This window comes from Pseudomonas sp. RA_15y_Pfl1_P11 (assembly GCF_963970975.1).
In the GTDB taxonomy this organism is placed as follows: Bacteria; Pseudomonadota; Gammaproteobacteria; order Pseudomonadales; family Pseudomonadaceae; genus Aquipseudomonas; species Aquipseudomonas tritici.
Window position 1 is genome coordinate 83008 of sequence record NZ_CAXAOY010000017.1, and the last position, 25809, is coordinate 108816.

Annotated in this window: 30 protein-coding genes, 1 tRNA gene and 2 pseudogenes; 19 read left to right on the forward strand and 14 right to left on the reverse strand. The window is 58.6% G+C overall.

The window, feature by feature from the left end; all coding sequences use genetic code 11:
* Positions 1–5: 5 nt before the first annotated feature.
* Together AACY44_RS20545 and AACY44_RS20550 are read left to right on the forward strand one after the other, a co-directional pair.
* A complete protein-coding gene (locus AACY44_RS20545) occupies positions 6–734 on the forward strand; it encodes a response regulator transcription factor (protein ID WP_339438315.1) in 729 nt (242 codons plus the stop codon).
* On the forward strand, positions 721–2091 hold the full coding sequence (locus AACY44_RS20550; RefSeq protein ID WP_339530943.1) for a sensor histidine kinase: 1371 nt from the start codon (positions 721–723) through the stop codon (positions 2089–2091). The genes AACY44_RS20545 and AACY44_RS20550 overlap by 14 nt, the downstream gene beginning before the upstream one ends.
* A gap of 10 nt (positions 2092–2101) precedes the next feature.
* Here AACY44_RS20550 and AACY44_RS20555 read toward each other — a convergent pair whose 3' ends face one another.
* Positions 2102–2617, reverse strand: coding sequence for a DUF2062 domain-containing protein (locus AACY44_RS20555; RefSeq protein WP_339421063.1), 516 nt, complete (start codon positions 2615–2617; stop codon positions 2102–2104).
* 135 nt (positions 2618–2752) lie between these two features.
* Here AACY44_RS20555 and AACY44_RS20560 point away from each other — a divergent pair, with 135 nt between their 5' ends.
* The 8 genes from AACY44_RS20560 (at position 2753) to murB (ending at position 9583) form a co-directional block, all read left to right on the forward strand.
* Positions 2753–4978, forward strand: a complete 2226-nt coding sequence (locus AACY44_RS20560) for a DNA internalization-related competence protein ComEC/Rec2 (RefSeq protein WP_339530945.1) — start codon at positions 2753–2755, stop codon at positions 4976–4978.
* Positions 4979–5061: 83 nt separating this feature from the next.
* The gene (locus AACY44_RS20565) at positions 5062–5697 is read left to right on the forward strand and encodes a MotA/TolQ/ExbB proton channel family protein (RefSeq protein WP_339421067.1); all 636 of its coding nucleotides are present in this window, start codon (positions 5062–5064) and stop codon (positions 5695–5697) included.
* A complete protein-coding gene (locus AACY44_RS20570; protein WP_339421069.1) occupies positions 5694–6122 on the forward strand; it encodes an ExbD/TolR family protein in 429 nt (142 codons plus the stop codon). The genes AACY44_RS20565 and AACY44_RS20570 overlap by 4 nt, the downstream gene beginning before the upstream one ends.
* Positions 6122–7132 (forward strand): tetraacyldisaccharide 4'-kinase, encoded by a 1011-nt coding sequence (gene lpxK, locus AACY44_RS20575; protein WP_339530947.1) that lies wholly within the window; start codon positions 6122–6124, stop codon positions 7130–7132. The genes AACY44_RS20570 and lpxK overlap by 1 nt, the downstream gene beginning before the upstream one ends.
* 24 nt (positions 7133–7156) lie before the next feature.
* Complete coding sequence (locus tag AACY44_RS20580; RefSeq protein ID WP_003174668.1) at positions 7157–7342, forward strand: Trm112 family protein; 186 nt, start codon at positions 7157–7159, stop codon at positions 7340–7342.
* On the forward strand, positions 7339–8103 hold the full coding sequence (gene kdsB / locus AACY44_RS20585) for a 3-deoxy-manno-octulosonate cytidylyltransferase (protein WP_339530949.1): 765 nt from the start codon (positions 7339–7341) through the stop codon (positions 8101–8103). The genes AACY44_RS20580 and kdsB overlap by 4 nt, the downstream gene beginning before the upstream one ends.
* The gene (locus AACY44_RS20590; protein WP_339421075.1) at positions 8103–8567 is read left to right on the forward strand and encodes a low molecular weight protein-tyrosine-phosphatase; all 465 of its coding nucleotides are present in this window, start codon (positions 8103–8105) and stop codon (positions 8565–8567) included. Before kdsB ends, AACY44_RS20590 begins: the two co-directional genes overlap by 1 nt.
* Positions 8564–9583, forward strand: a complete 1020-nt coding sequence (gene murB / locus AACY44_RS20595) for a UDP-N-acetylmuramate dehydrogenase (RefSeq protein ID WP_339436956.1) — start codon at positions 8564–8566, stop codon at positions 9581–9583. Before AACY44_RS20590 ends, murB begins: the two co-directional genes overlap by 4 nt.
* 76 nt (positions 9584–9659) lie before the next feature.
* On the opposite strand, the gene AACY44_RS20600 is transcribed toward murB, so the two are convergent.
* Entirely contained in the window at positions 9660–10331 is a 672-nt protein-coding gene (locus tag AACY44_RS20600) for a Bax inhibitor-1/YccA family protein (protein ID WP_003174664.1), read from the reverse strand.
* A 152-nt stretch (positions 10332–10483) separates the two neighbouring features.
* On the opposite strand from AACY44_RS20600, the gene AACY44_RS20605 reads away from it, so the two are divergent.
* Positions 10484–10574: transfer RNA gene (locus tag AACY44_RS20605), tRNA-Ser, on the forward strand.
* 117 nt (positions 10575–10691) lie between these two features.
* Here the strand turns inward: AACY44_RS20605 and AACY44_RS20610 are convergent.
* From AACY44_RS20610 to AACY44_RS20625, 4 genes and pseudogenes are all read right to left on the reverse strand, one after another.
* A complete protein-coding gene (locus AACY44_RS20610) occupies positions 10692–11759 on the reverse strand; it encodes a tyrosine-type recombinase/integrase (protein WP_339530951.1) in 1068 nt (355 codons plus the stop codon).
* A 4-nt stretch (positions 11760–11763) separates the two neighbouring features.
* Positions 11764–12000: a DUF4224 domain-containing protein gene (locus tag AACY44_RS20615; protein ID WP_155002921.1), complete on the reverse strand. Its 237-nt coding sequence runs from the start codon at positions 11998–12000 to the stop codon at positions 11764–11766.
* 11 nt (positions 12001–12011) lie between these two features.
* Positions 12012–12242: pseudogene (locus AACY44_RS20620) on the reverse strand (hypothetical protein).
* Positions 12243–12284: 42 nt separating this feature from the next.
* Positions 12285–13085 carry a hypothetical protein gene (locus AACY44_RS20625; RefSeq protein WP_339456337.1) on the reverse strand — a complete coding sequence of 267 codons (801 nt, stop codon included), beginning with the start codon at positions 13083–13085 and terminating at the stop codon, positions 12285–12287.
* A gap of 101 nt (positions 13086–13186) precedes the next feature.
* Here AACY44_RS20625 and AACY44_RS20630 point away from each other — a divergent pair, with 101 nt between their 5' ends.
* The gene (locus AACY44_RS20630; RefSeq protein ID WP_339456339.1) at positions 13187–13411 is read left to right on the forward strand and encodes a hypothetical protein; all 225 of its coding nucleotides are present in this window, start codon (positions 13187–13189) and stop codon (positions 13409–13411) included.
* 65 nt (positions 13412–13476) lie between these two features.
* Here the strand turns inward: AACY44_RS20630 and AACY44_RS20635 are convergent, their stop codons facing one another.
* A complete protein-coding gene (locus AACY44_RS20635) occupies positions 13477–14031 on the reverse strand; it encodes a hypothetical protein (protein ID WP_339530952.1) in 555 nt (184 codons plus the stop codon).
* A gap of 376 nt (positions 14032–14407) precedes the next feature.
* Between AACY44_RS20635 and AACY44_RS20640 the strand changes: the two genes are divergently transcribed.
* Both AACY44_RS20640 and AACY44_RS20645 read left to right on the forward strand, forming a co-directional pair.
* Positions 14408–14881: a hypothetical protein gene (locus AACY44_RS20640; RefSeq protein ID WP_339420866.1), complete on the forward strand. Its 474-nt coding sequence runs from the start codon at positions 14408–14410 to the stop codon at positions 14879–14881.
* 461 nt (positions 14882–15342) lie between these two features.
* Positions 15343–15852 carry a hypothetical protein gene (locus AACY44_RS20645; RefSeq protein WP_339420865.1) on the forward strand — a complete coding sequence of 170 codons (510 nt, stop codon included), beginning with the start codon at positions 15343–15345 and terminating at the stop codon, positions 15850–15852.
* Positions 15853–15998: 146 nt separating this feature from the next.
* Here the strand turns inward: AACY44_RS20645 and AACY44_RS20650 are convergent, their stop codons facing one another.
* The 3 genes from AACY44_RS20650 to AACY44_RS20660 form a co-directional block, all read right to left on the reverse strand.
* The gene (locus AACY44_RS20650; protein WP_339428210.1) at positions 15999–16868 is read right to left on the reverse strand and encodes a sensor domain-containing diguanylate cyclase; all 870 of its coding nucleotides are present in this window, start codon (positions 16866–16868) and stop codon (positions 15999–16001) included.
* A gap of 216 nt (positions 16869–17084) precedes the next feature.
* Complete coding sequence (locus AACY44_RS20655) at positions 17085–17516, reverse strand: glycine zipper domain-containing protein (RefSeq protein ID WP_339428211.1); 432 nt, start codon at positions 17514–17516, stop codon at positions 17085–17087.
* Between the two features lie 355 nt (positions 17517–17871).
* Complete coding sequence (locus tag AACY44_RS20660) at positions 17872–18147, reverse strand: hypothetical protein (RefSeq protein ID WP_339420859.1); 276 nt, start codon at positions 18145–18147, stop codon at positions 17872–17874.
* Between the two features lie 341 nt (positions 18148–18488).
* On the opposite strand from AACY44_RS20660, the gene AACY44_RS20665 reads away from it, so the two are divergent.
* Complete coding sequence (locus AACY44_RS20665) at positions 18489–18806, forward strand: hypothetical protein (protein ID WP_339420879.1); 318 nt, start codon at positions 18489–18491, stop codon at positions 18804–18806.
* 476 nt (positions 18807–19282) lie between these two features.
* On the forward strand, positions 19283–20032 hold the full coding sequence (locus AACY44_RS20670) for a hypothetical protein (RefSeq protein WP_339438322.1): 750 nt from the start codon (positions 19283–19285) through the stop codon (positions 20030–20032).
* Here the strand turns inward: AACY44_RS20670 and AACY44_RS20675 are convergent.
* From AACY44_RS20675 to AACY44_RS20685, 3 genes are all read right to left on the reverse strand, one after another.
* On the reverse strand, positions 19983–21800 hold the full coding sequence (locus tag AACY44_RS20675; RefSeq protein ID WP_339530953.1) for a sensor domain-containing phosphodiesterase: 1818 nt from the start codon (positions 21798–21800) through the stop codon (positions 19983–19985). The genes AACY44_RS20670 and AACY44_RS20675 overlap by 50 nt on opposite strands.
* Before the next feature lie 91 nt (positions 21801–21891).
* Complete coding sequence (locus AACY44_RS20680) at positions 21892–22062, reverse strand: DUF2256 domain-containing protein (RefSeq protein ID WP_339420851.1); 171 nt, start codon at positions 22060–22062, stop codon at positions 21892–21894.
* Between the two features lie 28 nt (positions 22063–22090).
* Positions 22091–22225: a hypothetical protein gene (locus AACY44_RS20685; RefSeq protein WP_339420849.1), complete on the reverse strand. Its 135-nt coding sequence runs from the start codon at positions 22223–22225 to the stop codon at positions 22091–22093.
* A gap of 185 nt (positions 22226–22410) precedes the next feature.
* Here AACY44_RS20685 and AACY44_RS20690 point away from each other — a divergent pair.
* Positions 22411–22560 (forward strand): annotated as a pseudogene (locus AACY44_RS20690) (GAF domain-containing protein); the annotation flags it as partial.
* 65 nt (positions 22561–22625) lie between these two features.
* Here the strand turns inward: AACY44_RS20690 and AACY44_RS20695 are convergent.
* On the reverse strand, positions 22626–22907 hold the full coding sequence (locus AACY44_RS20695; protein WP_339420847.1) for a hypothetical protein: 282 nt from the start codon (positions 22905–22907) through the stop codon (positions 22626–22628).
* A 239-nt stretch (positions 22908–23146) separates the two neighbouring features.
* Between AACY44_RS20695 and AACY44_RS20700 the strand changes: the two genes are divergently transcribed.
* Entirely contained in the window at positions 23147–23416 is a 270-nt protein-coding gene (locus tag AACY44_RS20700; RefSeq protein WP_339420845.1) for a hypothetical protein, read from the forward strand.
* 179 nt (positions 23417–23595) lie between these two features.
* On the forward strand, positions 23596–25707 hold the full coding sequence (locus AACY44_RS20705) for a TonB-dependent receptor family protein (protein ID WP_339530955.1): 2112 nt from the start codon (positions 23596–23598) through the stop codon (positions 25705–25707).
* The last annotated feature ends 102 nt before the right edge of the window (positions 25708–25809 follow it).

Consider the following 25809-nt stretch of genomic DNA (forward strand, 5'->3'; position numbering starts at 1 on the left):
TACTAATGAATCCCGCATCAATCGGCCTGCCCAGTATCCTGACCATCGAAGATGACCCCGTGCTGGGCGCCTATGTCCATGAGCACCTGGGGCGCTGTGGTTTCCATGTGACCTGGTGCCAGAACGGCCAGCAGGGCCTGCAGATGGCGCGCGACCGGGCCTTCGACCTGGTGTTGATGGATATCCTTCTGCCGGGGCTTGATGGGTTGTCGATCCTGACCCATTTGCGCCAGAGCCATTCGATCCCGGTGATCCTGATGTCTGCACTGGGCGCCGAAGCCGATCGCGTCAGTGGGTTTCGCCTTGGCGCCGATGATTACCTGCCCAAGCCTTTCAGCATGATCGAGTTGCGTGTGCGCATTGAAGCCATCCTGCGTCGTGTGGCACTGGACCGTGGTCCGCTGCCAGCGCCCGCACCCGCGCGCGAGGATGCGCGAACCCTGCGCTTCGACGACGAACTGTGCGATGTCTTCCACTTGGCGCACCGCGCCGGCCTGACCCGCAGCGAATACCGCTTGCTCGAAACCCTGCATCGAAACAGCGAAGAGGTCCTCAGCAAAGCCTTCCTTTATCAGCATGTGTTGCAACGTGGTTACGCCCCTCATGACCGCAGCCTCGACATGCATATCAGCCAGATCCGTCGCAAGCTCAAGGCCATCGGCTACTCCGAGCGCGAAGTGCGCACGGTGTGGGGCAAGGGCTATGTGCTGAGCGGTCACGATGACGGCCTCTGAACGGTCCTTGAAACGACTGCCGGGCAAGCACTCATTATTCTGGAAACTGGCCTGCCTGCTGATCGCTTTCTGCTTGCTGATGATCTGGCTCAGTTGGTCATGGGGCCGTTACATGGAACAGAAGAACGCCTACCTGTCCGACGAGGCGCGGAGCACCTTGAGTGGTTACGCGGTGGAGGCTGAGCAGACGTGGAGTCGTGGAGGGAGTGCGGGCGTCGACGCTTGGCTGCACGCGATGGGCAAGCGTGAAACCATCTGGATGGGAGTGATCGGGAATGACCTGCAATCGCTGAGCAGCTACCCGCTGACCGACAAGGAAAGCCAGCGCCTGACGTTTCTGCGTGGCCTGGATTGGCCGGTGAGCCGGCATGTCATCGGCCTGCCATGGCTGAAAATCCCGTTTCCCGACGACCCCGGCGCGGGTTCGCTGGTGATCGAGTTGCCGCAACGCTTCTTGCCGGGGCGCTACCAACTGTTCTGGCGCGTGGTGACCAACGGGGTGATCCCTGGCCTGTTTACCCTGTTGCTGTGCATTGGCTTGTATCGGCTGCTGATCATGCCCCTTAACCAACTGCGCGAGCAGGCCAATGCCTGGCGCGCCGATCAATTGAATACGCGGCTTTCCCTCGATGCCACCAGCCGGCAGGATGAACTGGGCGAACTGGGCCGCGCGTTCGACCACATGTCCGAGCGTTTGCAGGGCACTGTGGTGTTGCAGCAGCAGTTGCTGCGTGACATGTCCCATGAACTGCGTACGCCGCTGAGCCGCTTGCGGGTGGCCTGTGACAGTGAGCAAGACCTGGCGCAACTGCGCGAGCGGCTGGGGCGTGAGATCGACGCCATGCAGCGCCTGGTCGAAGACAGCCTGCAACTGGCCTGGCTGGACACCGAGCGCGCGCCGCTGCCCCAGGAAGATATCCAGCTTCAGGCGTTGTGGGACATGTTGCGCGAAAACGCGTGTTTTGAGAGCGATTGGCCGGCGTCGCGCCTGCCTTGCCTGCTAGGCGCGGATTGCTGGGTACGGGGCAACCTGAATGCGTTGGCGCAGGCCCTGGAAAACATCCTGCGCAACGCCATCCGCCATTCGCCTGTGGGCGGCGTGGTCAGCCTGGATGGCCGGCGTGAGGGGGATTATTGGCATGTGTGGCTGGAGGATCAGGGCGGCGGGATCGATGACGCAGACCTGGAACGGATCTTCGCGCCCTTTACCCGCCTGGACGGTTCACGCCCCGGCGACGGTGGCTTCGGCCTGGGCTTGAGCATTGCCCGCAACGCCGTGCAACGCCAGGACGGTACCCTGTGGGCGGAAAACACCGGGCAGGGCCTGCGGGTGCACCTGCGCCTGCGCGCTTGCTGAGCACGACAGGCTAGGCGCGACGCTGTTTGCGCTGTTTCCATTGGTGCGCCACCCACCAGCGCCAATAGCCCATCGTCAGGCAATAGGCGAGTGCGCCCAGCACCAACCCCAAAACGACTGAGCCCAGCAGGAACGGCTGCCACAACGTACTCAGTTGCCCGCTGATCCATTCCCAGCTCAGGTCGTCGGGCAGGCTGCGGGGGGGCACGTTCATCAGCCACGCGCCGGTCATGTAGGTGCAGATAAACACCACCGGCATGGTGATCGGGTTGGTCAGCCACACCAGGCTGACCGCGATGGGCATGTTGCCGCGCACGGTAATCGCCAGGACGGCCGCCAGCAGCATCTGCAAGGGAATCGGGATAAAGGCCGCGAACAAACCTACGGCCATCGCGCGCGCGACCGAGTGCCGGTTGAGGTGCCAGAGGTTCGGGTCATGCAGCAATGTGCCGAGAAACTGTAATGACTTGTGTTCCCTGATACTGCTGGGGTCAGGCATGTACCGTTTGAATAAGCGCCGTGGCATAAGGGGTCCAGGTCAGTTCGAGGGGCAAGTATGCTCGCATTCTATAAACAGAAAATTCAGACTTTGTGACAAAACATCATAGGCAATGTCGGACGCCCGGCTAAGACTGAGTGGATCACTTTAAAGGGATGATCCATGAGGACAGGGATGTTCGCGTTGGCGCTGGGGTTACTGGCCCTGCGTTTTTTACCTGCATTGCCGCCCACGGAATGGCTGATCGCCTTGCTGGTGCTGGCGTTGATGCTGTTGCCGTTTCGCACATACCCACTGGCGTTTTTCCTGGTGGGGCTGAGCTGGGCATGCATCAGTGCGCAGTGGGCGCTGGATGATCGCCTGAAGCCGACTCTGGACGGCCAGACACGTTGGGTGGAGGGGCGAGTCATTGGGCTGCCGCAGCAAACGGGCGAGGGGGTGCGTTTCGAATTGGCCGACAGCCGGTCGCGAAAGGCCCGCTTGCCCAAACGCATCCGAGTGTCCTGGCGTGGCGGGCCGCCTGTGCGCAGCGGTGAGCGCTGGCGCCTGGCAATTAACCTGAAGCGGCCGGCCGGGTTGCTGAATTTTCACGGATTTGACCGGGAAGCCTGGCTGCTCGCCCAGCGTATTGGCGCCACGGGCACGGTGAAGGACGGCGAACGTCTGGCTGCGGCGCACAGCGCCTGGCGGGACGGCGTGCGCCAGCGCTTGATGGCGGTGGATGCCTTTGGTCGGGAAGCAGGCCTGATCGCCCTGGTGCTGGGAGACGGCTCTGGATTGGCCGCCGCTGATTGGCAGGTGTTAAAGCACACCGGCACTGTGCATCTGCTGGTTATATCCGGCCAGCACATCGGCATGCTGGCGGGCTTGATCTACGGGTTGATCGCCGGGTTGGCACGTTATGGGCTCTGGCCCCGAACCTGGCCGTGGCTGCCGTGGGCGTGTGGCCTAGCGTTCACGGCTGCACTGAGTTACGGCTTGCTGGCCGGGTTTGGCGTGCCGGTGCAGCGCGCCTGTGTGATGGTGGGGCTGGTGTTGTTATGGCGGCTGCGCTTCCGGCACCTTGGGCTGTGGTGGCCGTTACTGTTGGCGCTCAATGGGGTGTTGGTGCTGGAGCCGTTGGCCAGTTTGCAGCCGGGGTTCTGGTTGTCGTTTGCGGCGGTGGCAGTGCTGATCCTGGCGTTTGGTGGGCGGTTGGGACCGTGGAGCGTGTGGCAGGCGTGGACCCGCCCCCAGTGGTTGATTGCCGTTGGATTGTTTCCTGTTTTGCTGGTGCTGGGGTTGCCCATCAGCCTGAGTGCGCCGCTGGCCAATCTGGTCGCCGTGCCCTGGATCAGCCTAGTGGTGTTGCCGCTGGCGTTGCTTGGGACAGCGTTGCTGGCGTTGCCGTTTATGGGGGAGGGATTGCTGTGGCTGGCGGGCGGGGCGTTGGATGGGTTGTTCAAGGGCTTGGCGTGGCTTGCCGGACAACTGCCTGCCTGGATTCCGACCGACGTACCGCAGGGGTATTGGCTGCTGAGCCTGCTCGGTGCGCTGCTGTTACTGTTGCCCAAGGGCGTGCCATTTCGGTTGCTGGGCTTGCCGATGCTGTTGCTGGCGGTGTTTCCCCCGCGTGAACTGGTGCCCCATGGGCAAGTGGAGGTGGTGCAGTTGGACGTTGGCCAGGGGCAGTCGCTGATCTTGCGCACTCGCCATCACACCTTGCTCTACGACGCCGGCCCGCGCTCCGGAACCTTTGACCTGGGCGCGCGCGTTGTGTTGCCGTCGCTGCAAAAACTCGGAGTAAAGACGTTAGACATGATGTTGATCAGCCATGCCGACGCGGATCATGCCGGCGGCGCGGGGGCGATTGCCAAGGGGATGCCAATCAAACGCGTGGTGGGCGGGGAAACCGAGGGCCTGCCGGCGTTTCTCGGTACGCAGCCGTGCAACAGTGGCGAACGGTGGACCTGGGACGATGTGACGTTCGAGCTGTGGCAGTGGCCGGACGCTATCAGCGGCAACCCGAAGTCCTGCGTGTTGCAGGTGCAGGCCAATGGCGAGCGTTTACTGTTGACCGGCGATATCGACCGCGCGGCGGAACAGGCAATGCTCGCCTCACCTCTGGCAGTGCCCACCCATTGGTTGCAGGCGCCACACCATGGCAGTCGCAGCTCTTCGTCCTGGGCGTTTGTGGAACGCCTTGCCCCTCGTTCTGTGCTCATTTCACGAGGGCGCAGCAATGCGTTCGGCCATCCGCATCCGCAGGTGATGGCGCGCTACCAGCGGTTGGGCAGCGAGGTCTATGACAGCGCCGAGCAGGGCGCCGTGCGCCTGCAACTGGGGGCATTTGCACCACCGGTTGTTGCGCGCAGTCAACGCAGGTTCTGGCGTGAACGGTTACCTTAGGCGCTTGTGGCCGCAGCCGATGGGGTCTGTGGCCGACGAACCTATATGGTAAAGTGGCGCACTTTTTCAAGGGGGCATTCACTGTGTGGGAATTGGTCAAATCCGGCGGCTGGATGATGTTGCCGATCATCATAAGTTCTATCGCCGCACTCGGCATCGTCGCCGAACGCCTGTGGACCCTGCGTGCCAGTCGCGTTACCCCCGAGCATCTATTGGGGCAGGTCTGGGCTTGGATCAAGAACAAGCAACTGGACAAGGAAAAACTCAAGGAACTGCGCGCCAACTCCCCGTTGGGTGAAATCCTTGCGGCCGGCCTGGCCAACTCCAAGCATGGTCGCGAGATCATGAAAGAGTGCATCGAGGAGGCTGCCGCCCGCGTCATCCATGAACTGGAGCGCTACATCAATGCCCTCGGCACCATCGCTGCCATGGCGCCATTGCTCGGTTTGCTGGGGACGGTGCTGGGTATGATCGATATTTTCAGCTCGTTCATGGGCTCCGGCATGACCACCAACGCGGCCGTATTGGCAGGTGGTATCTCCAAGGCGCTGATCACCACGGCAGCGGGCCTGATGGTCGGTATTCCTTCGGTGTTCTTCCACCGTTTCCTGCAACGGCGCATCGATGAGCTGGTGGTCGGCATGGAGCAGGAAGCCATCAAACTGGTGGAAGTCGTGCAGGGCGACCGTGACGTTGACCTGGTTGGGGGCAAAGCGTGAAATTTCGCCGCAAGCACCGGGAAAATGTCGATATCAACCTCGCGTCGCTCATCGACGTGGTGTTTATCCTGCTGCTGTTTTTTGTCGTCACCACCTCCTTTACCCGGCAAACCGAGCTGCGCGTCGACCTGCCGGAAGCCGTGAGCGGTTCGCCGGCCGAAGACCAGGAGGTCAAGCAACTGGACATCGCCATCAGCGCCGACGGGGTGTTTTCAGTGAATAACCAGTTGCTCGAAAAGAACGATCTCAACAGCCTGATGGATGCCTTGCAGAAAGAGTCCGGCGGCGATACCAAGCTGCCGCTGTCGATCAGTGCCGATGGCAAGACCCAGCACCAGGCTGTGATCACTGCGATGGATGCCGCCGGCAAGCTCGGTTTCAGCCATCTGCGCATGACCACCGTCGAGGCAGCGAGCCAACCCTGATGGCCATGTCCGATCGTTTGCTCAAGGCCTGGTACGAGGGCCATCCGATGCTCACGTTGCTGCGGCCGCTTGAATCCTTGTACCGCCGAGTGGTGCAGCGCAAGCGCGCACGTTTCCTTGCGGGTGAGGGCGAGATCTATCAGTCGCCGGTGCCCGTGGTGGTGGTCGGTAATATCACGGTGGGTGGCACCGGCAAGACGCCGTTGATCCTGTGGTTGATTGAGCACTGCCGACGTAGCGGCTTGCGCGTGGGGGTGGTCAGCCGAGGGTATGGGGCCAAGCCGCCGCAGTTGCCGTGGCGGGTCGAAGCCAGCCACAGTGCTGAAGTGGCGGGTGACGAACCCTTATTGATCGTGCAGCGCTGCGGCGTACCGTTAGTGATCGACCCCGATCGCAGCCGTGCGGTCAAGGCGCTGCTGGCCAGTGAAACCCTGGACCTGATCCTCTCCGACGATGGCCTGCAGCATTACCGCCTGGCCCGCGACCTTGAATTGGTGCTGATCGACGCCGCCCGTGGCCTGGGCAACCGCCGTTGCCTGCCGGCGGGGCCGTTGCGCGAACCGGTGGAGCGGCTGCAGAGTGTCGATGCGCTGTTGTATAACGGCGCCGCAAGCGACCGAGACGATGGTTTTGCCTTTCGCTTGCAGCCTTGCGCACTGGTCAATCTGAAGACCGGCGAGCGTCAGCCGGTCGATCACTTTGCGGCGGGCCAGCAGGTGCATGCGGTCGCCGGCATCGGCAACCCGCAGCGTTTCTTCAACACCCTTGAAACGCTACACTGGCAGCCGATACCCCATGCGTTTGCCGACCACGCGCCGTACAGCGCCGAAGTCCTGAATTTTACACCGTCATTGCCGCTGGTCATGACCGAAAAGGACGCGGTTAAGTGCCGCGCCTTTGCCCAGCCCGACTGGTGGTACCTTGCGGTGGATGCGCTGCCGTCGCCGGCGTTTGTCGCCTGGTTCGACACGCAGCTGATGCGCCTGTTGCCTGCCCGTCTCTTGCCTTAAACCGCTTCTATCCAGGAAACACTCATGGACACCAAACTGCTCGATATCCTCGCTTGCCCGATCTGCAAAGGCCCGCTCAAGCTCAGCGCCGACAAAACCGAGCTGATCAGCAAAGGCGCCGGCCTGGCTTACCCGATCCGTGATGGCATCCCGGTAATGCTGGAAAGCGAAGCCCGCACCCTGACTACCGATGAGCGCCTGGATAAATGACCACAGCCTTTACCGTTGTCATTCCTTCCCGCTACGCGTCGACCCGTTTGCCGGGCAAGCCGCTGCAACTGATCGGCGATAAGCCGATGATCCAGTTGGTGTGGGAACAGGCCTGCAAAAGCAGCGCCGAGCGCGTGGTGGTGGCCACCGATGATCCGCGCATCATCGAAGCCTGCAAAGGCTTCGGCGCTGAGGCCGTGCTGACTCGCGAAGACCATAACTCCGGCACCGATCGCCTGGCCGAAGTGGCCACAAAACTCGGCCTGGCACCTGATGCCATCGTGGTCAACGTGCAAGGTGACGAGCCGTTGATTCCGCCGAGCGTGATCGACCAAGTGGCGGCCAACCTGGCCGCCCATGGCGAAGCGCGCATGGCGACCCTGGCCGAACCGATCGAAGACATCGACACCCTGTTCAACCCGAACGTGGTGAAAGTGGTCAGCGACATCAATGGCCTGGCGCTGACGTTCAGCCGTTCGACCTTGCCGTGGGCGCGCGACGCCTTCGCCAAAAAACCCGACGTATTGCCGAGAGGCGTGCCGTATCGCCGTCATATCGGCATCTATGCCTACCGTGCCGGTTTCCTGCATGACTTCGTCAGTTGGGGCCCGTGCTGGCTGGAAAACACCGAATCGCTGGAGCAACTGCGTGCCTTGTGGCACGGCGTGCGCATTCATGTGGGCGATGCGCTGGAAGCGCCGCCGGCTGGTGTCGATACGCCGGAAGACCTTGAGCGCGTCCGTCGCCTGCTGGGGGCCTGATGGAGGTCTTGTTTGTCTGCCTGGGCAATATCTGTCGCTCGCCCACCGCAGAAGGCGTGCTGCGCCATAAGTTGCGCGAAGCGGGTTTGACAGGGCAGGTCGAGGTAGCGTCCGCCGGTACGGGTGAATGGCATATTGGCAACCCACCGGATAAGCGCAGCCAGCGTGCGGCGCTGGTGCGCGGCTATGACTTGTCGGCCCAGCGAGCCCAGCAGGTCTCCCGTGCCGACTTTGCGCGCTATGACCTGATCCTGGCCATGGACCACAGCAACCTGCGCAACCTCAAGGCTATGCAGCCGGGCCAAGGCACAGCGGAGCTGGACCTGTTCCTGCGCCGCTACGATGGCGAAGTGGACGAAGTGCCAGACCCGTATTACGAAGGTGAACAAGGCTTCGAGCGGGTCCTGGACCTGATTGAACGCGCCTGTGATTTATTGGTGATCGAATTGAAGGGCCGGTTATGACCTTGCAGGTGCTCTCGCAGGTATCGCTCAAGCCCTTCAATAGCTTTGGCATCGACGTACGCGCCCAGTTGTTCGCCGAGGCTCACAGCGACGATGACGTCCGCGAGGCCCTGGCTTATTCAGCCGCACATGCGGTGCCACTGTTGGTGATCGGCGGTGGCAGCAACTTGCTGCTGACCCAGGACATTCCTGCGCTGGTCTTGCGCATGGCGACCCACGGCGTCCGCGTGGTCCACGATGACGGCACGCAGGTGGTGGTCGAGGCGCAAGCGGGCGAAGCCTGGCACCCCTTCGTGTTGTGGACCCTGGAACAGGGGTTCTGTGGCCTGGAAAACCTCAGCCTCATCCCCGGTACCGTTGGCGCAGCACCGATGCAGAACATCGGCGCCTACGGCGTGGAGATCAAGGACGTATTCGCTGGCCTGACCGCCTTGGATCGCCACACCGGCGAACTGCGCGAATTCAGTCTGGAAGAATGCAACTTTGCCTACCGTGACAGCGTGTTCAAGCACGAAACCGGCCGCTGGCTGATCCTGCGGGTGCGCTTTGCCCTGAGCCGCACCCGCCACCTGAAACTCGACTATGGCCCGGTGCAGCAACGCCTGGCGGGGCAGGGGATCACTGAAGCGACGCCGAGCGACGTCAGCCGTGCGATCTGCAGCATCCGCCGGGAAAAACTGCCGGACCCGGCAGAGCTTGGCAATGCCGGGAGCTTCTTCAAGAACCCCTTGGTGTCCCAGGTGTTGGCGGCTGAGCTGCAGGCACTGTACCCGGACCTGGTGGCTTATCCGCAGCCCGATGGGCAGATGAAGCTCGCGGCCGGTTGGCTGATCGACAAGGCTGGCTGGAAAGGCTTTCGTGAGGGGGATGCAGGTGTGCACAAACTGCAGGCGCTGGTGTTGGTCAACTATGGAGGCGCCTCGGGGCACGATATTGCCAACCTGGCTCAGCGGATCCAGCAGGATATTGCGCAGCGCTTCAAGGTTGATCTGGAGATGGAACCCAACAAATACTGAAACCTGCTCTTAACGGCGTAAAAACAAAAATGCCCCGTATCTTTCGATACGGGGCATTTTTTATTGCGTTAACTAATCAGTCATCGCGGCTCATGATGCCGAAGATCTGCAACAGGCTGATAAACAGGTTGTAGATCGACACATACAGGCTCACGGTCGCCATGATGTAGTTACGCTCACCGCCGTGGATGATGGCGCTGGTCTGGAACAGGATGCACACCGAGGAGAACAGCACAAACCCCGCGCTGATCGCCAGTTGCAGGCCGCTGATTTGGAAAAACATACCTGCGACCACAGCCGCCAGCAGCACAAAGAAGCCTGCGGTGATGAAGCCGCCCAGAAAGCTCATGTCCTTACGGGTGATCAGCACGTAGGCCGACAGGCCACCAAACACCAAGGCCGTCATGGCAAACGCCGAGCTGACCACTTCCGCACCGCCGGCCATGCCGAGGTAACGGTTGAGGATCGGGCCGAGGATGAAGCCCATGAAACCGGTCAAGGCAAACGCCGACACCAGACCCCAGGCCGAGTCCCGCAGCTTGTTGGTCAGGAAGAACAGCCCATAGAAGCCGATCAGTACGACAAAGATGTTCGGGTAACCGACGCGCATCTGCTGAGCCACAAACGCCATTACGCCGCTGAATGCGAGCGTAAGGGCGAGCAAGCCATAGGTGTTGCGCAACACGCGGCTGACTTCAAGCTGCTCAGCCTGCGCGTTGCCATTCACTGCGTAATTCTGTTCGCGCATGGCGACACTCCTTCGGTTTTGAAACGTTCAGTCGCAAAGATCATAACAGACGCTCTGTAACAAGCGATGCCGAGAGTTTGACAGTGTGTTTCATTCGGGTATTATGGCGCCCGCTGAGACAGGATAGGCTACTATAATCCTGTGATGCGCAAGGGAAATTGGCAGAGTGGTTGAATGCACCGGTCTTGAAAACCGGCGAACGTTAATAGCGTTCCCAGGGTTCGAATCCCTGGTTTCCCGCCAAGATTCAGACGAAAGCCTCGCGAAAGCGGGGCTTTTGTGTTTCTGGCATCCGGTGACTCTTTCAGTTGAACACCTGATCGTTTCCGCATCATTTCAGGCAGTTTCCGCAACTCAATGTCAGCGGGTCGGTTTCACGATCTCCCCGACACGCCTGTAAACCGTCTCGGTGATGCGTTTGTCTGTATGCCCCAGTAGGCGGCTGGCATCGCCCAGGTCTAGGATTTCACTAGCGGCTTTCGGGCGGATGTCACGGAACTGGAACTGACGGATGCTTGCTGCCAGAACCCCGTCACCTGCCTCCCTGGCGATGACAATCGCCTTATCCCGCGCATCGTCAAAGCGCAGCCTCAGCATGTGCCTGGTCACCTGCCTCCCATCCTCAGTGACGATCAGATAAGGGTTTCTAACTCCACGGGCGCGTCTCTGTGCGATCAGGCGCTCAACCAACGCGCCTAAATCATTCATCGCGCCGGCGGCTGTCAGGCGGATTCGCAGCTTCTTTGACGTCTTGCCCTGAGATACCTGCAGGAATTCGTTAACCGCGTCGGCCTCCCGCATCGACAGCGTGTCGGCCGGGCGCTGGGCGGTCAGATACGCCAGGTCCATTGCGTCGCGCAGCTCTGAGGCTGCCACGGCATATACGGCGCTCCAGATTTCCTCGCTGGCGTAGAAGTCGCGCGGCGCCTCTTTGTTCTTGCGCACACCGGCCGCTGGGTTGGCTTCAGTTAATCCCCACTCGCGTGCGATGTTGTAGATGTGTGACAGCAGGGAGATCTCCCGGTTGGCGCGAACCTTGGCGGTGCGGCTGTCGCGATACTGCGCAATGATCTGCGGCGTTACCGCATCGATAGGCGCGTCACTGAACATGTTGCGCAGCTGTTTCAGGCTTAAATGGTTATCGCTCTGGGTCTTGGGCGTCTTACCTGGGATGATTTCGCGTTCGTACCGATCAAACACTTGGGCCAGCATGGCATTCTTCTTCGGCACCGGCTTGCAATCGAGCTTTGCCCATTCAGCCTTTGCGATATCCAAATCCCCCCCCCCGAGCGGGATCTCCACCCGCTTCCCGTCTTCATTACTCCCGTCGTAGTAGTACCCAACCCACTCTTTACCGCCTTTCAGCGCGCGTACACGCCGAATCATTCGCGGCGGCAGGTCCCTGTTTGCCGCCTTTTTCGCTCGCATTTCGTCATCCTACCCGTGACAAGTCCAGCGACCAGGCTTCGGCCGCAACATTTTCTGCTGATGGTTTCACGCCTGCCAGCTTCATGCGGGCGTATACCCGGCCCACCACAGGTCTGCGCGATCGGGTCAGAACGTACTTCCAGCCGTTCAGATTGAGCCACGCGATCTGGCGCGAAGGGATCATATAGCCAGTGATTGCCGCTATCTCTTCTTCGGCAAGGGTTTCGCTTTGCATTTCCATCGTATGCACTCCTATACCTCTGGTTTGTCGAGTGAGCCCTTAGGCCGCGCTGTCTTGATGATATGAACGGCCAGGACGAAGCTGACCAGGAGCCAGCAGCAGGTGCCGGCGAAGGCGTAGAGGATGTCGGCCGTTTCGCCGTCGGCCAGAAGGCGTGGAGCGATTCAAAAGAACCAGCCGCCGCTGCCGACCAGGTACAGCAAAGCGCCCAGTAGGATCAGGATGAGTTTGATTGCGAACATGTGGTGTCCTTGCCGCGCTGGGCGGCAGAAGGTGGTGATGGGTTATGCGAGTGGGGCGTAAGTTTCGCCGCGACGCTCGGCACTGGCAGTCGTTCCGCCTTTCCACGAGCCTTTCTCGGGGCCGGTCTCGCCATCAAATGCGATATCCAGCTCAACGAAAGTTCGCGTAGGGCGCATTGCACCGAAGTACTTTTTCACCCAGCCGGTACCGATTCGGTAAACGCGCTTCTCCATATGGCAATAGGCTCGTATTTCCTGGCCGTCATAGTCCTTAAGCAAAAACACATAGCGGGGCATTGTGTCTTTTATGGCCTGAGCTTCCTTGTAGCGAAGGCGAACACCTTTGCTCTTCTCGATATGCTCAACGCCGTTTGCGTCACACAGCGCATTCACGACCAGATCGAATTCGCGCCAAGGGAATGAGAAGTACCGAGACTTTTCGGATTGCGAGTCCATTGTGCTAGGCCCGAAATTCGTGTGGATTCCTCGGGTTTGCAGGCGGAACCCGTACTTGCGAGCGTGATATTCGAAGTAGTCGAGATGCCCAAACTGTTCAAGCCGTCGCGCTGTAGCTTCTGGGCTCAATGTAGTGAAGGTGTGCTTCTGCGCCCAAGGCTTGATGATGTTGGGAAGTTTTATCCAGGCTGAATACTTCCAGACATGGATGATCAGCTTGTTTCCTGGGTAGTCGCCATTGTCGCCGGAGTCGATGGCGATGCCGAATATGCTGTCACGCTGGCCCTTGTAGTAGAGGTCGATGAAGTTCAGCAGCACGAACTTGTCGTGCCATGGATTCGCCCGGAAAACATTGCGGGCCCACCAAACTTTTATGATTTCGAACATGCAGGAATACCTCGCCCGCCGCTCACCGGCAGGCATGTAGGGGGATTGGGGTTTGGTCTGTGTTGAATTACTATCTTCGGACAACAATTGATGGAAGTGTAGTGGATCGGATGATCCGGATTCTTCTCGCATTGGCGATGGGTGGCGCCACACCAGCGCGCCATATGCTCATCTTTGCCCCAGAAGCGGCCATCAGCGCCTACCCAGCCTGTCACGGTTTGGATGCTGGCAGCTTGTGGGATTCGTACATCACGACTTTTTCTTCAGGCATGACTTCGTCCTTGGCCGTTTTGATGGCCGGTTTATGCTTAAATTGGTGGATATGAAATGGATAGTTTTTCAGGGAGGAGCGCATATGTTTGCTGTCGGTGTGTCACTACTTGCGGTCGGCTTAGGGACATCTAACCCTGGCTTTTGGATACCCGGCATCGCCTTTATGGCTATCGGGCTCGCCCAACGAGCCAAGCGCTGACATTCCTCGGCTTGCGCTACAGCCGCTTGAACTCGACCACCCAGACCCACGGGTTGGCTTCCCAGTCGCCGCCAGTGGACTCCCATAACTCCCGCCAGGCCGCCGGGTCCAGTCTCGGTAATTCGGTGAAACGTCATCGCTTGCCGGCTCCGGCGGACACTGCAGGCCTTCCGCACGGATATCGCCGCGACTGATGTCCTTCAGCCGCTCGACGCGCACTTCGGTAATCTCCAGCAGGATGCGGCTGGCCCAGCGGGGCATGTGGATGCTTGGCTTCCAGGTCGGCTGCTCCTGCTCGTACGGGGCCAGCCCGTCGGCGGCGTAGACCAGTGTCCCGTCTTCGATCGCTTCACCGACCTCCAGGTCATCCGGTTTTAGGTAGGGGCCGCGCATGACTTCGAAGTGATCGCAGTACCAGGTCTCGCGCACCCACAGCCGGTCGCCGGGCTTGCCGTAGGGGCAAGGTGCGTACACTTCCAGTTCCTTTGCGCACCCTGCTTCGGTCGAGCCAAATACGCAGAAGCCGTAGCGCGGGTCACGCTGGCCTATTGCGCTCCAGCGATGACGATCCCCAGTCGGAATGGCAGTGCACTTCGTTAAAAGGAAGGGTGACAGGGTTGAGGTGGTATCAAAATGACACTATCGGTTGGCGGGTGCTATGCTCGGTTCCCTAACCAACCATGCGCATGGGTAGCTTATGTTTTTACGTCATCCTCTCTCGTCGATCCTCTTTTTGGCCTTGTTGGTTACAGGTTGCGCGAGCCAACCTGTATCCCTGAAACCAGCGGCGCCGATCCACGTGGAGCCCCTGGGCCAGAGTCTGCCTCAGACTAGTTTACGTACTGTGCTGATGAACCAGATTATCAGCAATGACCCCGTTGTCATCTCGTCGCTCAAGCCGGTACTCAGCGCCAATACCGACAACGATGGGCGTATTGCCGCGCTACGAAAGAAAGACGGTGGCGTGCTACCTGACGGTTACTGGACCCTTTACAAGCAAAATTTGGAATCGCTCCAGTACGACCTAAATCACCAGCACGACGCTGCACGAACCCAGTACATCGAAACCTACCGCGACGAGTTGAGCCGAGTAGGCGACGGTACGCTCCAAGCCATGGCCACGTCACCAAAAGCCTTGGATGAAAAGATTCGGCGCCAATGGAGTGCGCGCATGAGCGATAGAGCCGCGCGCTACATGGTCACCAGTGAGCAATCACTGAACGCCGCCACTGATGCCCATCTCAACCGCATGGCGTTGATGGATCGGCAATACAACGTATGCTCGCTTAATCCCGAATGCTGGGATGCACCGGTTAAAAAGTGATTTGATTCGATCGGGCCTTTTTCGTAAAAAGCTACCTATCATCACGGGCAGCTTTTGGCCGAGGCTGTGTAAAAACGTTTTCGAGCACGTCAGGTACTCACCACGGGACTGGAAATCGCGCTTCTACGCGAAACCCACATCTGCTGACGTGTCGATACGTTTCAGATTTAACGTAGACCATGAAGTCTCCTCATTTTTCCCTGCGATCCGAACGCCGCACAATGAGGGTGCATGCTCAGCTTGGACCCACCGCAATTGTCCCATTAATCTGTGGCTTTTCTGACGAGCTTTTACTCGTCATCTCTTTGTTTTTTTACTATTATCACTCACCTGCGCACTCAAGGAAGAGAGGCTGAGCGCCTTGAGTCTGGTAGAAAATTTACACTTGATCATTGAGTGAGTTTTACTTTTACCCAGCACCTAACGACTCAGCCAACCATAATTACTTCTTGGTGAAACCGATGTATAAACTGTGTGGCATCGCTGTAGTGGTAGGACTTGCCCTCTCTGGATGCGCTACGAAAACGCCAGAAAAATCCAAAGTGACTCCACCTCCTGCCGTCGTCCAGGAAGCGCCCCATGAAGCCCCCCCTGAAGTCGCACCTTCGACACCACCCAATTGGACTGTGCGATATGAGGCTGCACCTGCGGGCGCCAGTGCTGACTCCCACGTCCCTGCCTCTACGGAAGCTGATCAGTCGGAATCAGAAACAAACTTAAACCAAAACCGTGCAGAGCAATGCCGTAAAGAGCTGGACGTTTTGAAGGTTTACAACAAGGCGTCTTACGTTAAGTACGAGGCGGAGTACCAAACCATCGCTGCCAAGACCGCTAAATATATGGAAATCAAAGACTCATTAGGTCCTGACTTAAACTACATGGTTATGCCCGCTTATCAATTTCAAATTCGTGAGTTCTGCTTCCGCGTTAAGACCCGTCTATCGGAGCTTGTGCTTCGCCAAGCCAAATAGCCTCGTGCATGATGGTCAGCAAGTGGTTCTTCACCCGTAAGGCTGAAAAGCCCTTTTGATTTATCCAGGACCATAAAAGCCAATGCCCCGACTCGTCGGGGCATTGGCTTTTTAACGACGCGGGTTGCCAGACCCTAGGCTACGGTCTACTTCATATCTTCACTCACCCGCAACCTCTTCACCCGATACATCTCCCCATCCGCATGACTCAACAGCGTATCCGCATCCTCTCCATCCTTCGGATAAAACGCCACGCCGACACTGCAAGACGGCATTTTCACTCCGCCAAACTCGGCCCCCAGTGGATCAGCCATGACCGCAAGTATCTGCGCCACCTTCCCGGCAACCGTATCTGGCGACTGGATATCCGTGATCAGTACCGTGAATTCATCACCGCCCATCCGGGCCACTAGATCGCCTTCGCGCACACAGCGCTCTAGCCGTCGTGCAATCACACAGAGCACGCGATCGCCCATGGCATGACCATGCACATCGTTGATGCACTTGAAGTCGTTGATGTCCAGAAACAGCAATGCCAAGCTCCGGTTATGGCGCTGTGCGCTTTGCAGCGCACTGTCGAGCCGATCGTTGAACAGCGATCGGTTGGTGAGGGCCGTCAGCGGGTCATGATGGGCGAGGAAGCGTAACTCCTCCTCGGCCTGGGTGAGCGCCGTTATGTCCCGCGCGACTCCGATCCGCGCACCGACTTCTTTGGACCAGAAGGCCGCCCACAAAATGTGTACGACGCTGCCATCCTTGCGCAGATAACGGTTGCGGAAGTCGACGTGGGGTTGGCCACTCATGACCCGAACTATGGAAGCGCGGGTACGCGCCAGGTCTTCAGGGTGCATGTAGTGGATGATCAGGGTGCCGATCAGCTCTTCGGCGCGGTAGCCCAGCAGGGACTCACAGGCGTTGCTCACGAAGACAATCCGGTTGTCGCTGTCGACGACAAATACCGTATCCAGCATCAAGTGGATCAGTTTTGGATAGAGCGCTTGTAGGTCAACGGGCATGGGGCGTCCGGTTCAGATGGCCTGAGCATAGCCCGATCATGACGGGCGGCGGGGAGTCCTGCGAGTTTTTAATATCGTTCATACCCGTCGAGCCCGGTTATTCAGAACAGGTGCTCACACCTATGATCAGGCCCAGCCCCTCACTTGTTCGCTAAGCTGACCCGCCACAAGGCGTCTGCATTTTTTGCACCTACTGCAAGCACGAGCCATGGCTCATCAGTGGCGCTTGTTCTTATGCTTGTGCTTATTGTTGCCTTTGTGCTTTTTTCCGTCAGATCGATGGTTGCTCTTATCATCCGCCAGGTTGTTGCCGAGCGCGCCACCTGCAGCGCCACCGAGACCCGCTCCGATAGTCGAACCCGTTGTGCCGCCCAGACGATTGCCTATAAGTGACCCACCAGCAGAGCCAACGCCGCCGCCTATTGCAGCTTCTGTCCTCTTACCCTTCTGGGCACCGACTGCTCCACCGGCGGCACCACCTAAGCCTGCGCCTACTGCCGCGCCAGTTGACCCCCCCAGCTGTTGGCCGACGATATTGCCAAGTGCACCCCCAACGCCACCTCCAAGAGCGGCTGTACCATCACCGGCGGCTATCGCTCCTTGCGATATCAGAACACCCAAAGCCAGGGCGGGTAGTGTCATTTTCATTTTGTGAACCTCTATGGGCTGTCAGCAGGTGTTAATGTTTAAAGCACGCTTGGGATTAAACCCAAAGCTCGAAGTTCTGCGCGGGCGGCCTATGGCAAGAATGCTGGTCCCCGAATCGCGACATTGAATCTGACATTGAAACGCAGATGCCGACCTCACGAGCACATAGACGGTGGAAGGCACTGGAAGTAGCGCCTGATAGCCAATCTCGCCGTCTCGCTATTCAACACTCACCACTTTTCCGTAAACCAGTATCTGGCGAGCTTCACTTGGTTTCTGAGGCCTGTCTGAACTTTGACACATACGTCTTCCAGTTCCTCGGCTGATTTTAGAGGGGCCTTCTTAAGGCTGGGCTTCAGGCCGTCATTAAAGGTCGGTCCAAATTCTGGGCTGGCCTCTGAAAGAGCCGGATCGCCTTTGCGTAATCGTCTTCAAGGTCTTGCGGGAGAGTGTCACATGCGGCTTTTGTATGCTGGTAGACCTGACCCCACATGAATCCCGATTTATCAGGCGTGCTCAGCTCCGAGTAAGTGTCTGCGGCAACACAGGTGCTGGAGAAAATCAGCGAGATTGCAGCCATGCAAATGTGCTGCTGATTAATCAGCAAGCGCTTTGCATTGTCGTCACTCATTTACCCCTCCTGATCTCGAAAAAACGAACGGCAAGCTTATACAAGCACGGAGAAATAAACAGTCCGTTTCGGCGGTTCCACGGCCAAGGTTGTTCCTAATACTCGCCGAAACGTATGATCAGGCCGAGCGCCTCATCTGGTCGCTAAGCTTCACCTTCTATAAAGGACATGAGGATGGAAAAGCACTTCGGTAATTCAGGCCTGTTCAAGGCTGCTTCGTATCACTGCAACGAAACTCTGGGCAGCGGCATTGCCCGCTGGGAGTTGAAAAATATTGCGTTGAATACGAAGGAGTTTTTGATATGTCCAAAGAACTACTCGGAGTTTCTGCTCTAGGGTTGATGATCATCGGTGAGTTTTGTGCAATCTACAGTGAGGTGGTGACCGCCAAGCTGGCTCAAGCGGGCGACGGCTCATGGCACGCTTTCATCATGCCTGTTGTGTTGATGTGCTTTGCCGGGCTTTGTCTGCTGGGGGCTTATTGGCTGGGGTATCTTGCGGTCGGTGACATCTGGGTAGTGACGGTTGTATCCGTTACCTCTTTATTACTGCTGGAGCCCATCGTGATCTGGGCGCTGTTTCAGGAGCTCCCAGGGAGAGGCGCACTGATCGGGTTTTGCCTGGGCGCCTTAGGCATGCTGTCCACGATCTTGCTATAGCTGCACGCTCTGGCCCGGCAATCGAATGTCGGGCCAGATTATGGCTTATAGCTGGCAATACCTCTCGCTGCCGCAACTGCAACTGAATGTGAAGGCAGTCACACGCCGCTCAACAAAAAAGCTGAGCCACCGAAAGCAGGCAAATCAACTGAACAACCATTTGAGCTCGAATTGGATGTTTCATTGCCGTCTCCCTCAGGTACAGCTGCTGGGGAGTATGCCGGGGCGATATAGATAAACGCGCCAAGCCGTTAAAAGGTTGACATGCCACCCTGGGTCGCCAACAACACACGCAGCTGTTGCAAACAGTATAGAGCCTAAAAAAAAATCTTCACGTTTGAGCCCGTTCACCGGCCGGACGGTATCTGCTTACAACTATCTAGCCAGGGCCATTGCACTTTTTTTGATTTCTCCGCTCTATCCTTGTCCCAGCCCCGCCGATTCCCGCGTGGGCAGATGAACCAGATCGGGTGCCGATGGATCGCACGTTTCCTCGTTTCATTAGTCGACCGCTACGCCAGCCCTTGCTGCTGGCTGCCGTGTTGTTGCTCTGCGCCAGCGGTTGCAGCCAGCAACAGGGTCGGGATATCGCCAAGCAGTTCAGCAATGGCAAGCCTGATGAATTCTTTCAGACCAGTGTCGATCGCATGGCAACACTGGGCATGCGCGACAATTTGCAAAGCCTGTATTTGCTCATGAACAAGCTCTATCTGCGTAATCCCAGCCAGTGGCGTCAGTCGGGTTACCCGGATGCGGTGACTGCTGCGCGGGAGATTCGCCAGGCCATCGAGCAACGCCGATCCCTTCCTGCGCTGGGGGAACGCAGTGACTTGGCGGCCCTTAGCTATTCCTTAAGCCCGGAATTCAAAGGCGACCGCGTCGGCGCTTTTATCTATGCTATCGGCAGTATGATCGTGACTGCTCACGGTGGGCGCACGGAGTTTTACATCACCGATGCGATCCACCCTGAATTCGTGAGCAATGCTGCGCGCAATATCGAGAAGGCCACCTGGCTGCTGGGCAAGCGCCAGGATGCGAATGGGGTGTTGCTGCTGTTTTCCAACGAGATATCGGAGGAGGGCAGCAACCTCAGTTTCGCGGTGGAGTTCGGCAAGATTGTCGCGCGCCTCGATCTGCTGACCCAGATACTCGATGAGCGCTACCGGCGCATAGGTGTCAACTACGCGCAGAGCTTGTTGCTGATGAATTTTCTGCCGGTGCAGTAATCGTGCGGTAGCCGCCTGCCTCAAACCACTGGGCGAGGGCGTCTGCCCCCATAGGTTTGGAGATCAAGAACCCCTGGGCCTCCGAGCAGCCCCATTGAGTGATCAGTTCAAGGATATCCGCAGTTTCCACGCCCTCTGCGACCACCTTGTAGCTGAGCCCCCGTGCCAACTCGATCAGGCTCTTGACCAGACGCGCATCTTTTTCATGGGTTTTTATGTTGCTGATCAATGACTGGTCCAGCTTGACCGAATCAATGGGCAATTGGCGCAAGTACGTCCAATTGCTATAGCCCGTGCCGAAGTCGTCAATAGCAACGCCTATGCCGTATCCGCGGGCTCGTCCAAGTTGACGGCTGACCGTGTCTGCATCAGTCATCAACGCGCTTTCGGTAAACTCCAGCTCGAACGTGGCAGGGTCGAGTTGGAGCCTGTGGATGTCATCGATCATCTTGTCGATAAAACGCGGTGTTTCCAGGTCGCCCGCGGAGACATTCATAGCGATCCGAATCACCAGCCCTTGCTGTTTCCAGGACAGTGCCTGTCGGAGGACTGCGTCGAGTACCCAAAAACTGATCGAATGCATCAGCTCGGTTGTTTCCGCCAAGGGAATAAATTCCGAAGGAGGGATCGGGCCGAATAGCGGATGCTCCCAACGCAGCAATGCCTCGACACTGCTGCATTCACCCTGCGGCAGTTGGATCTTCGGCTGGAATACCAGGCTTAATTGATGACTGTCACGCATAGCGTCCGGCAACGAACTCAAGAGCATAAAAGCACGCTGCTGAGCCGCATCGTTGTGCGGTTGATAAAGCGACCACCCCAGGTTTCTGTCCCTGGCGTCGTCCGCTGCGGCAACGACGAGCCTGATCCAATCCTGCGGCTCGCTGCTGGTGACTGCCAGGACACCAATACCGGCATGCATGAGAATCGGGATCCCGTGGCACTCGACTGGGGTATGAAAATCTTCAAGAATCCTGGCGCACACGCGCTCCAGAGGCGCGCTGCCTTTTGACAAAAAGCCGAAGCGTGTCGGGCTGATTTTATATAACAGGCATTGGCTGGGCAGGAGCGTGTGCAAACGTGCTTTGATCGCCAGGATCAGGTCCTGGACGAAGTTGTAGCCGAGCGCTTTGACCACGTTGTTCAAGAAGGCCGGGGAGACAATATCAACGGCAAAAACGTGAAAATACTCGGACGTCGCCGCTGCCTGGCGGATGTCTTCCTCAAACCGCAGGCGGTTGAACAGCCCGGTAGGCTGGTCGATGTAAATGCGAGCGCGCGCGCCAGTAATGTGCATCATCACCAGCTCAGCGAAATACACCAGCATGGAAAAATCACGCTCGCTCATCGGCTCGCGCGGCACGGTATCGATGATACACAGACTGCCCAGCGAGAAGCCGTCAGCCGTCATCAGTGGCGCACTGGCGTAATACCGAATGTAGGGCGTGCCGGTGACCAGCGGGTTGTTTATAAAGCGCTCGTCGTTGTGCGAGTCGAGAATCTCAAGCGGTACCCGGTCGAACAGCGAATAAGCGCAAAATGAAATTTCGCGCGCGGTTTGCTCTTCTTCAATGCCAACGCGGGCTTTGAACCATTGCTGATGCTCATCGATGATTGAAATCAGCGCGATGGGCGCCCCGAAATAATTTGAGGTCATCGCGACCAGTTTTTCGAAGGCGACGTCGTGTTCGGCATCGCGAGCGCACAAGGCTGCGACGCGCTGCAAGCGTTGTACTTCATAGTCTGAAGTCGGAGTTGCTTCGCCCATGTTGACCCCTGCGTATACGTAAACTCGCCTGAAACCTATCAGCTACGGTGTCCTACCGGATTACCTACTTAGCTATCAGGACAATAGCAAATCATTGCGCAGGGTTGCAGCCTTGTGCCGGCGGTGGAGGCGAACGCTTGCCTCGTCGACACCGCTCGGAGCAATAGCGCACCTCGTCCCAGCAACGTGCCCATTTCTTGCGCCAGTTGAACGCCAGTCCACACACAGGGCAGGTTTTGGACGGGAGTTGGCCTTTTTTCATCGTATTGTCCCGTCCTGGCGAGGCTGCTTCAGGCCACTGAACACACCCAAAGGTGATTGTGGCGGTAGGGCGCGCGCGTGAGGTGAACGTTGCAGACCAGATACAGCCCTCGCCCCTGCAACGCTTCGGTCAGTTGTACGAGTGTTTCTGCTTGAAGAGTCATGAGCTTTCACCTCGCCAGAATGTCTGCGTTCACAATCCCTGACCAAAAGTACAATCTACACATTCAATTTTTTACGGGGGCATCGTTGTTTGCATTTCGTCGGTAAACGCTTATGCCTCGCAGCCAGCCGCCGATGCAGTGGTAAGCCCGGTTGAAACCGGATGCTGTGATTCAAGGAGGGTGTTATCAAATACCTAACTGTTGAGGAATTGGATGCCATCGCCGAGATCGAGACGACATCCAGCATCTTGCGGCTTACAACGCGCTTGACCGGAATGCGGTTTTCGGCGATTTCCAAAATGACCGATCGCCTTTGGGTCGCCTGCGCGGCTCATCAGCACCACGCTGGAGCTGCAACGCAACAAAACTGTGAAAGCGGCGCCTTGACAACGCCATCCCGTCAATCGTCCAGGCTGAAGGTCAACCATGCGGCGTGTTCAGTCTGACGGTTGATTTCCACGATCACACCCTTCACAACGCTACCATCAGGCAGCCTGACTTCCACGTGGTTAGCGTGTCCTGGCCACTGTACGGGCTGATCGACTTCCAGGCGTGCGATGGTCGGCGTGCCGCTTTCCGAAAGGCGCACGGTCACCTTTTCATTCAAGCACTCGTCTGGCTCAACGCCCAAGTGGCGAGAAGCCAACAACACACTGGCAGTGCCTTGATAAGTTTGAGACATGAGATTGCTTCCTTTAATAGCGGGCGGATTCAGGCGGTAGACCTCCTGCCTGAGCCAGAGGTTTCCACGGATTGATGGCCGGTTATGCAAGGCCTTAGAGAAAACTGGATGGTCGGCCCTATCCGCCAGTAGGGGGTTCCCGTTTTGCATGTAGGAGGCGGCCTATCCTGCGCCCCGTGGCTTGAAACACCTGTCTTCCGGCAATAGCCTCGGATTTTTCTGAAAGTGAAGCCTTCACGATGGGTAAGCGAAAAACGGTTTGGCCGACTGAACGCGAAATACGCCTGCGCTTTATCCTCTTCGCGGTGATCGACGCGGCAAGCGTTCAAGGTGTTTCCTCCGAGTTGTTACTGCCAGCGCACAAATTGCTGCGCGAGTCGCCGACTGAGGCGCAGGTATTGAAAACGTTGGGCGAAATTCTCGGCACTGATGAAATGGTTGGGTTCAGGTTTGCTCCAGGATCAGAAGCAGAAGAATTGATGCGCATGTTAGGGGAACCTGGCGGCTGAGTTCTTTGCGTCCAAAGTGACAGGATCTGCGAACGATCTACAGGTGAACTGAGTGTGCTGCAAGTTTGGCTTTCACAGTATTTCGATCAGTGGGCGCAGACGTTTCCAATAATAGGGAGTGACCTCGCGGGCGTACCAGTCTTCCCACCTCGTGCCCCCGAATTCCAAGGACTTGCCCGATGCTGTTGCGCCACCCTCCGTTCCTGTTTGCCGCCCTGACGTTAAGCACACTGGTGCACGCCGAAGACCTGCAATTGGCCCCGGTCGAAGTCACCGGCAGCGAAGCCAGCGCCGGTGAAATGGCGCAGGCGCAGCTCAGAAGCGTGCCCGGCGGTACTAACTACATCGACATGAACAGCGTGCAGCAGGGGCGGGTCAGCACCAACGAAGACGTGTTCAAGTACCAGGCCGGGGTGTACGCCAAGGCAGCGAACAATGAAGGGGTGAAACTCTCGATTCGCGGTTCGGGCCTGAACCGCAGCCCCGGTTCCCATGCCTCCGGCGTGTATGAAATGTTCGACGGTCTGCCACTGACCGGGCCTGGTGGTACCCCCTATGAGTTGAAAGACCCCTTGTGGCAGAGCCGCGTTGAAGTGCTGCGCGGTGCCAATGGTTTTGACCAGGGCGCCCTGGCCCTCGGTGGCGCGGTCAACTACGTGACCCACACGGGCTACGATGCGCCTAAGTTGCAGGTGCGATACGAGGCGGGCAGCAAGGGTTACGCCCAGCGCGAGATCAGTTCCGGCCAGGTCTTGGGAGATGTCGACTATTACATCAGCCTCACCGACGCCGAGTCTGACGGCTATCAGCGCCAGAGCGCCGGCACCGGCAAGGGCGTGGCCGCTAACTTCGGCTACCGTTTCAACCCGGACCTGGAGACGCGCTTCTATTTCCGCTACCGCGAAACCACCAACGACACCCCCGGCAAGCTCACTCGCGCGCAAATCAGCCATGACCTGCGCGCGGCCAACAGCCTCAACGCCGCCCGCGACTCCAAGCGCCTGCAACCGGGCTCCACCTGGATCGCCAACAAGACCACCTTGCAGTTGGACGACAATTCCCGGGTCGAACTCGGGCTGGCTTACCACGACTACCCGATGGACCTACGCGAAGGCACCAACCGTCTTAAAGTTGCCTACACCGATGTCAGCGGCACCCTCAACTACATCCGCCAGGACACGCTGTTCGGCCACGACAGCAAAACTACGTTGGGCCTGCGCACCACCCAAGCGATGCCCAACAACGGCGCGTCGGAATATGTGCGCACACCGGCCGACAATACCGCTGGCTACGCCCCCGGCACCAAGACCCGCGACTACAGTTATCTGGGCGCCGACACCGTGCTGCACATCGGCAACGATCTGGAGCTGGTCCCTGACCTGTGGCTGACGACCGGCCTGGCCGCGATCTACACCCGGCGCGAAACCCAGGTCACCTACCCCGAAGGCCAGGCGCCGCTCAGCCAGCACGACTGGGACTACGCGCCGCGCATCGGCCTGCGGTATGACTTCACACCGCAATTGCAGGTGTACGGCAACCTGAGCCGCTCGGTCGAGCCGCCGCACGCGTGGTCGATGATATGGGGCTCCAACAAATACTTCACGAGTGGGCCGGCCAAAGGTTTGGCGCGCGAAGGCGTGAGCCTGGAAAACCAGACCGCCACCACCCTGGAAATCGGCGGGCGTGGCGAAGCGTGGCTCGGCCAATGGGACCTGGCGCTGTACCGCTCTGAAGTGCGCCACGAACTGCTCAGCGTGGAAACCCAGGCCCAAACGGCCACCCGCAATGCCATTGTCGCCGAAGCCAATGCCAGCCCCACTGTGCACCAAGGCCTGGAAGTGAGCCTGCTCAGCCCTTTGTGGGACGGCGGCCGCAACGGCCAGCTCTCCCTGCGTCAGGCCTATACCTTCAGCGACTTCCACTACCGCGACGACGACCGTTTCGGCGACAACACCTTGCCGGGCATCCCCAAGCACTACTACCAGGCGCAAGTGCGCTACAGCCACCCGACGGGTTTCTTTACCAGCCTCAATAGCGAATATTCCTCGCGCGTGGCGGTCGACTACGCCAACTCCTATTACGCTGCGTCCTACACCATCCTCGGCGCCACCTTCGGCTACAACGCGCCAAAGCAAGACTGGCAAGCCTGGGTCGACCTGCGCAACCTCACCAACCGCCGGTACGCCAATACGGTCACGCCAGGCTATGACGACAAAGGCCTGGATGTAGCGCGTTCGACGCCAGCGGATGGCCGCGGCCTCTACACCGGCGTCTCCTGGAGCTGGCGCTGACAGGCGCGCGACCTTCCAAACAATGCAATCAACGGTGCTCTCAGAAAGGGGGTGGCCCTTGCTCCTTCACCCATTTACTGGCATTGTCTGCGCAATTGGTAA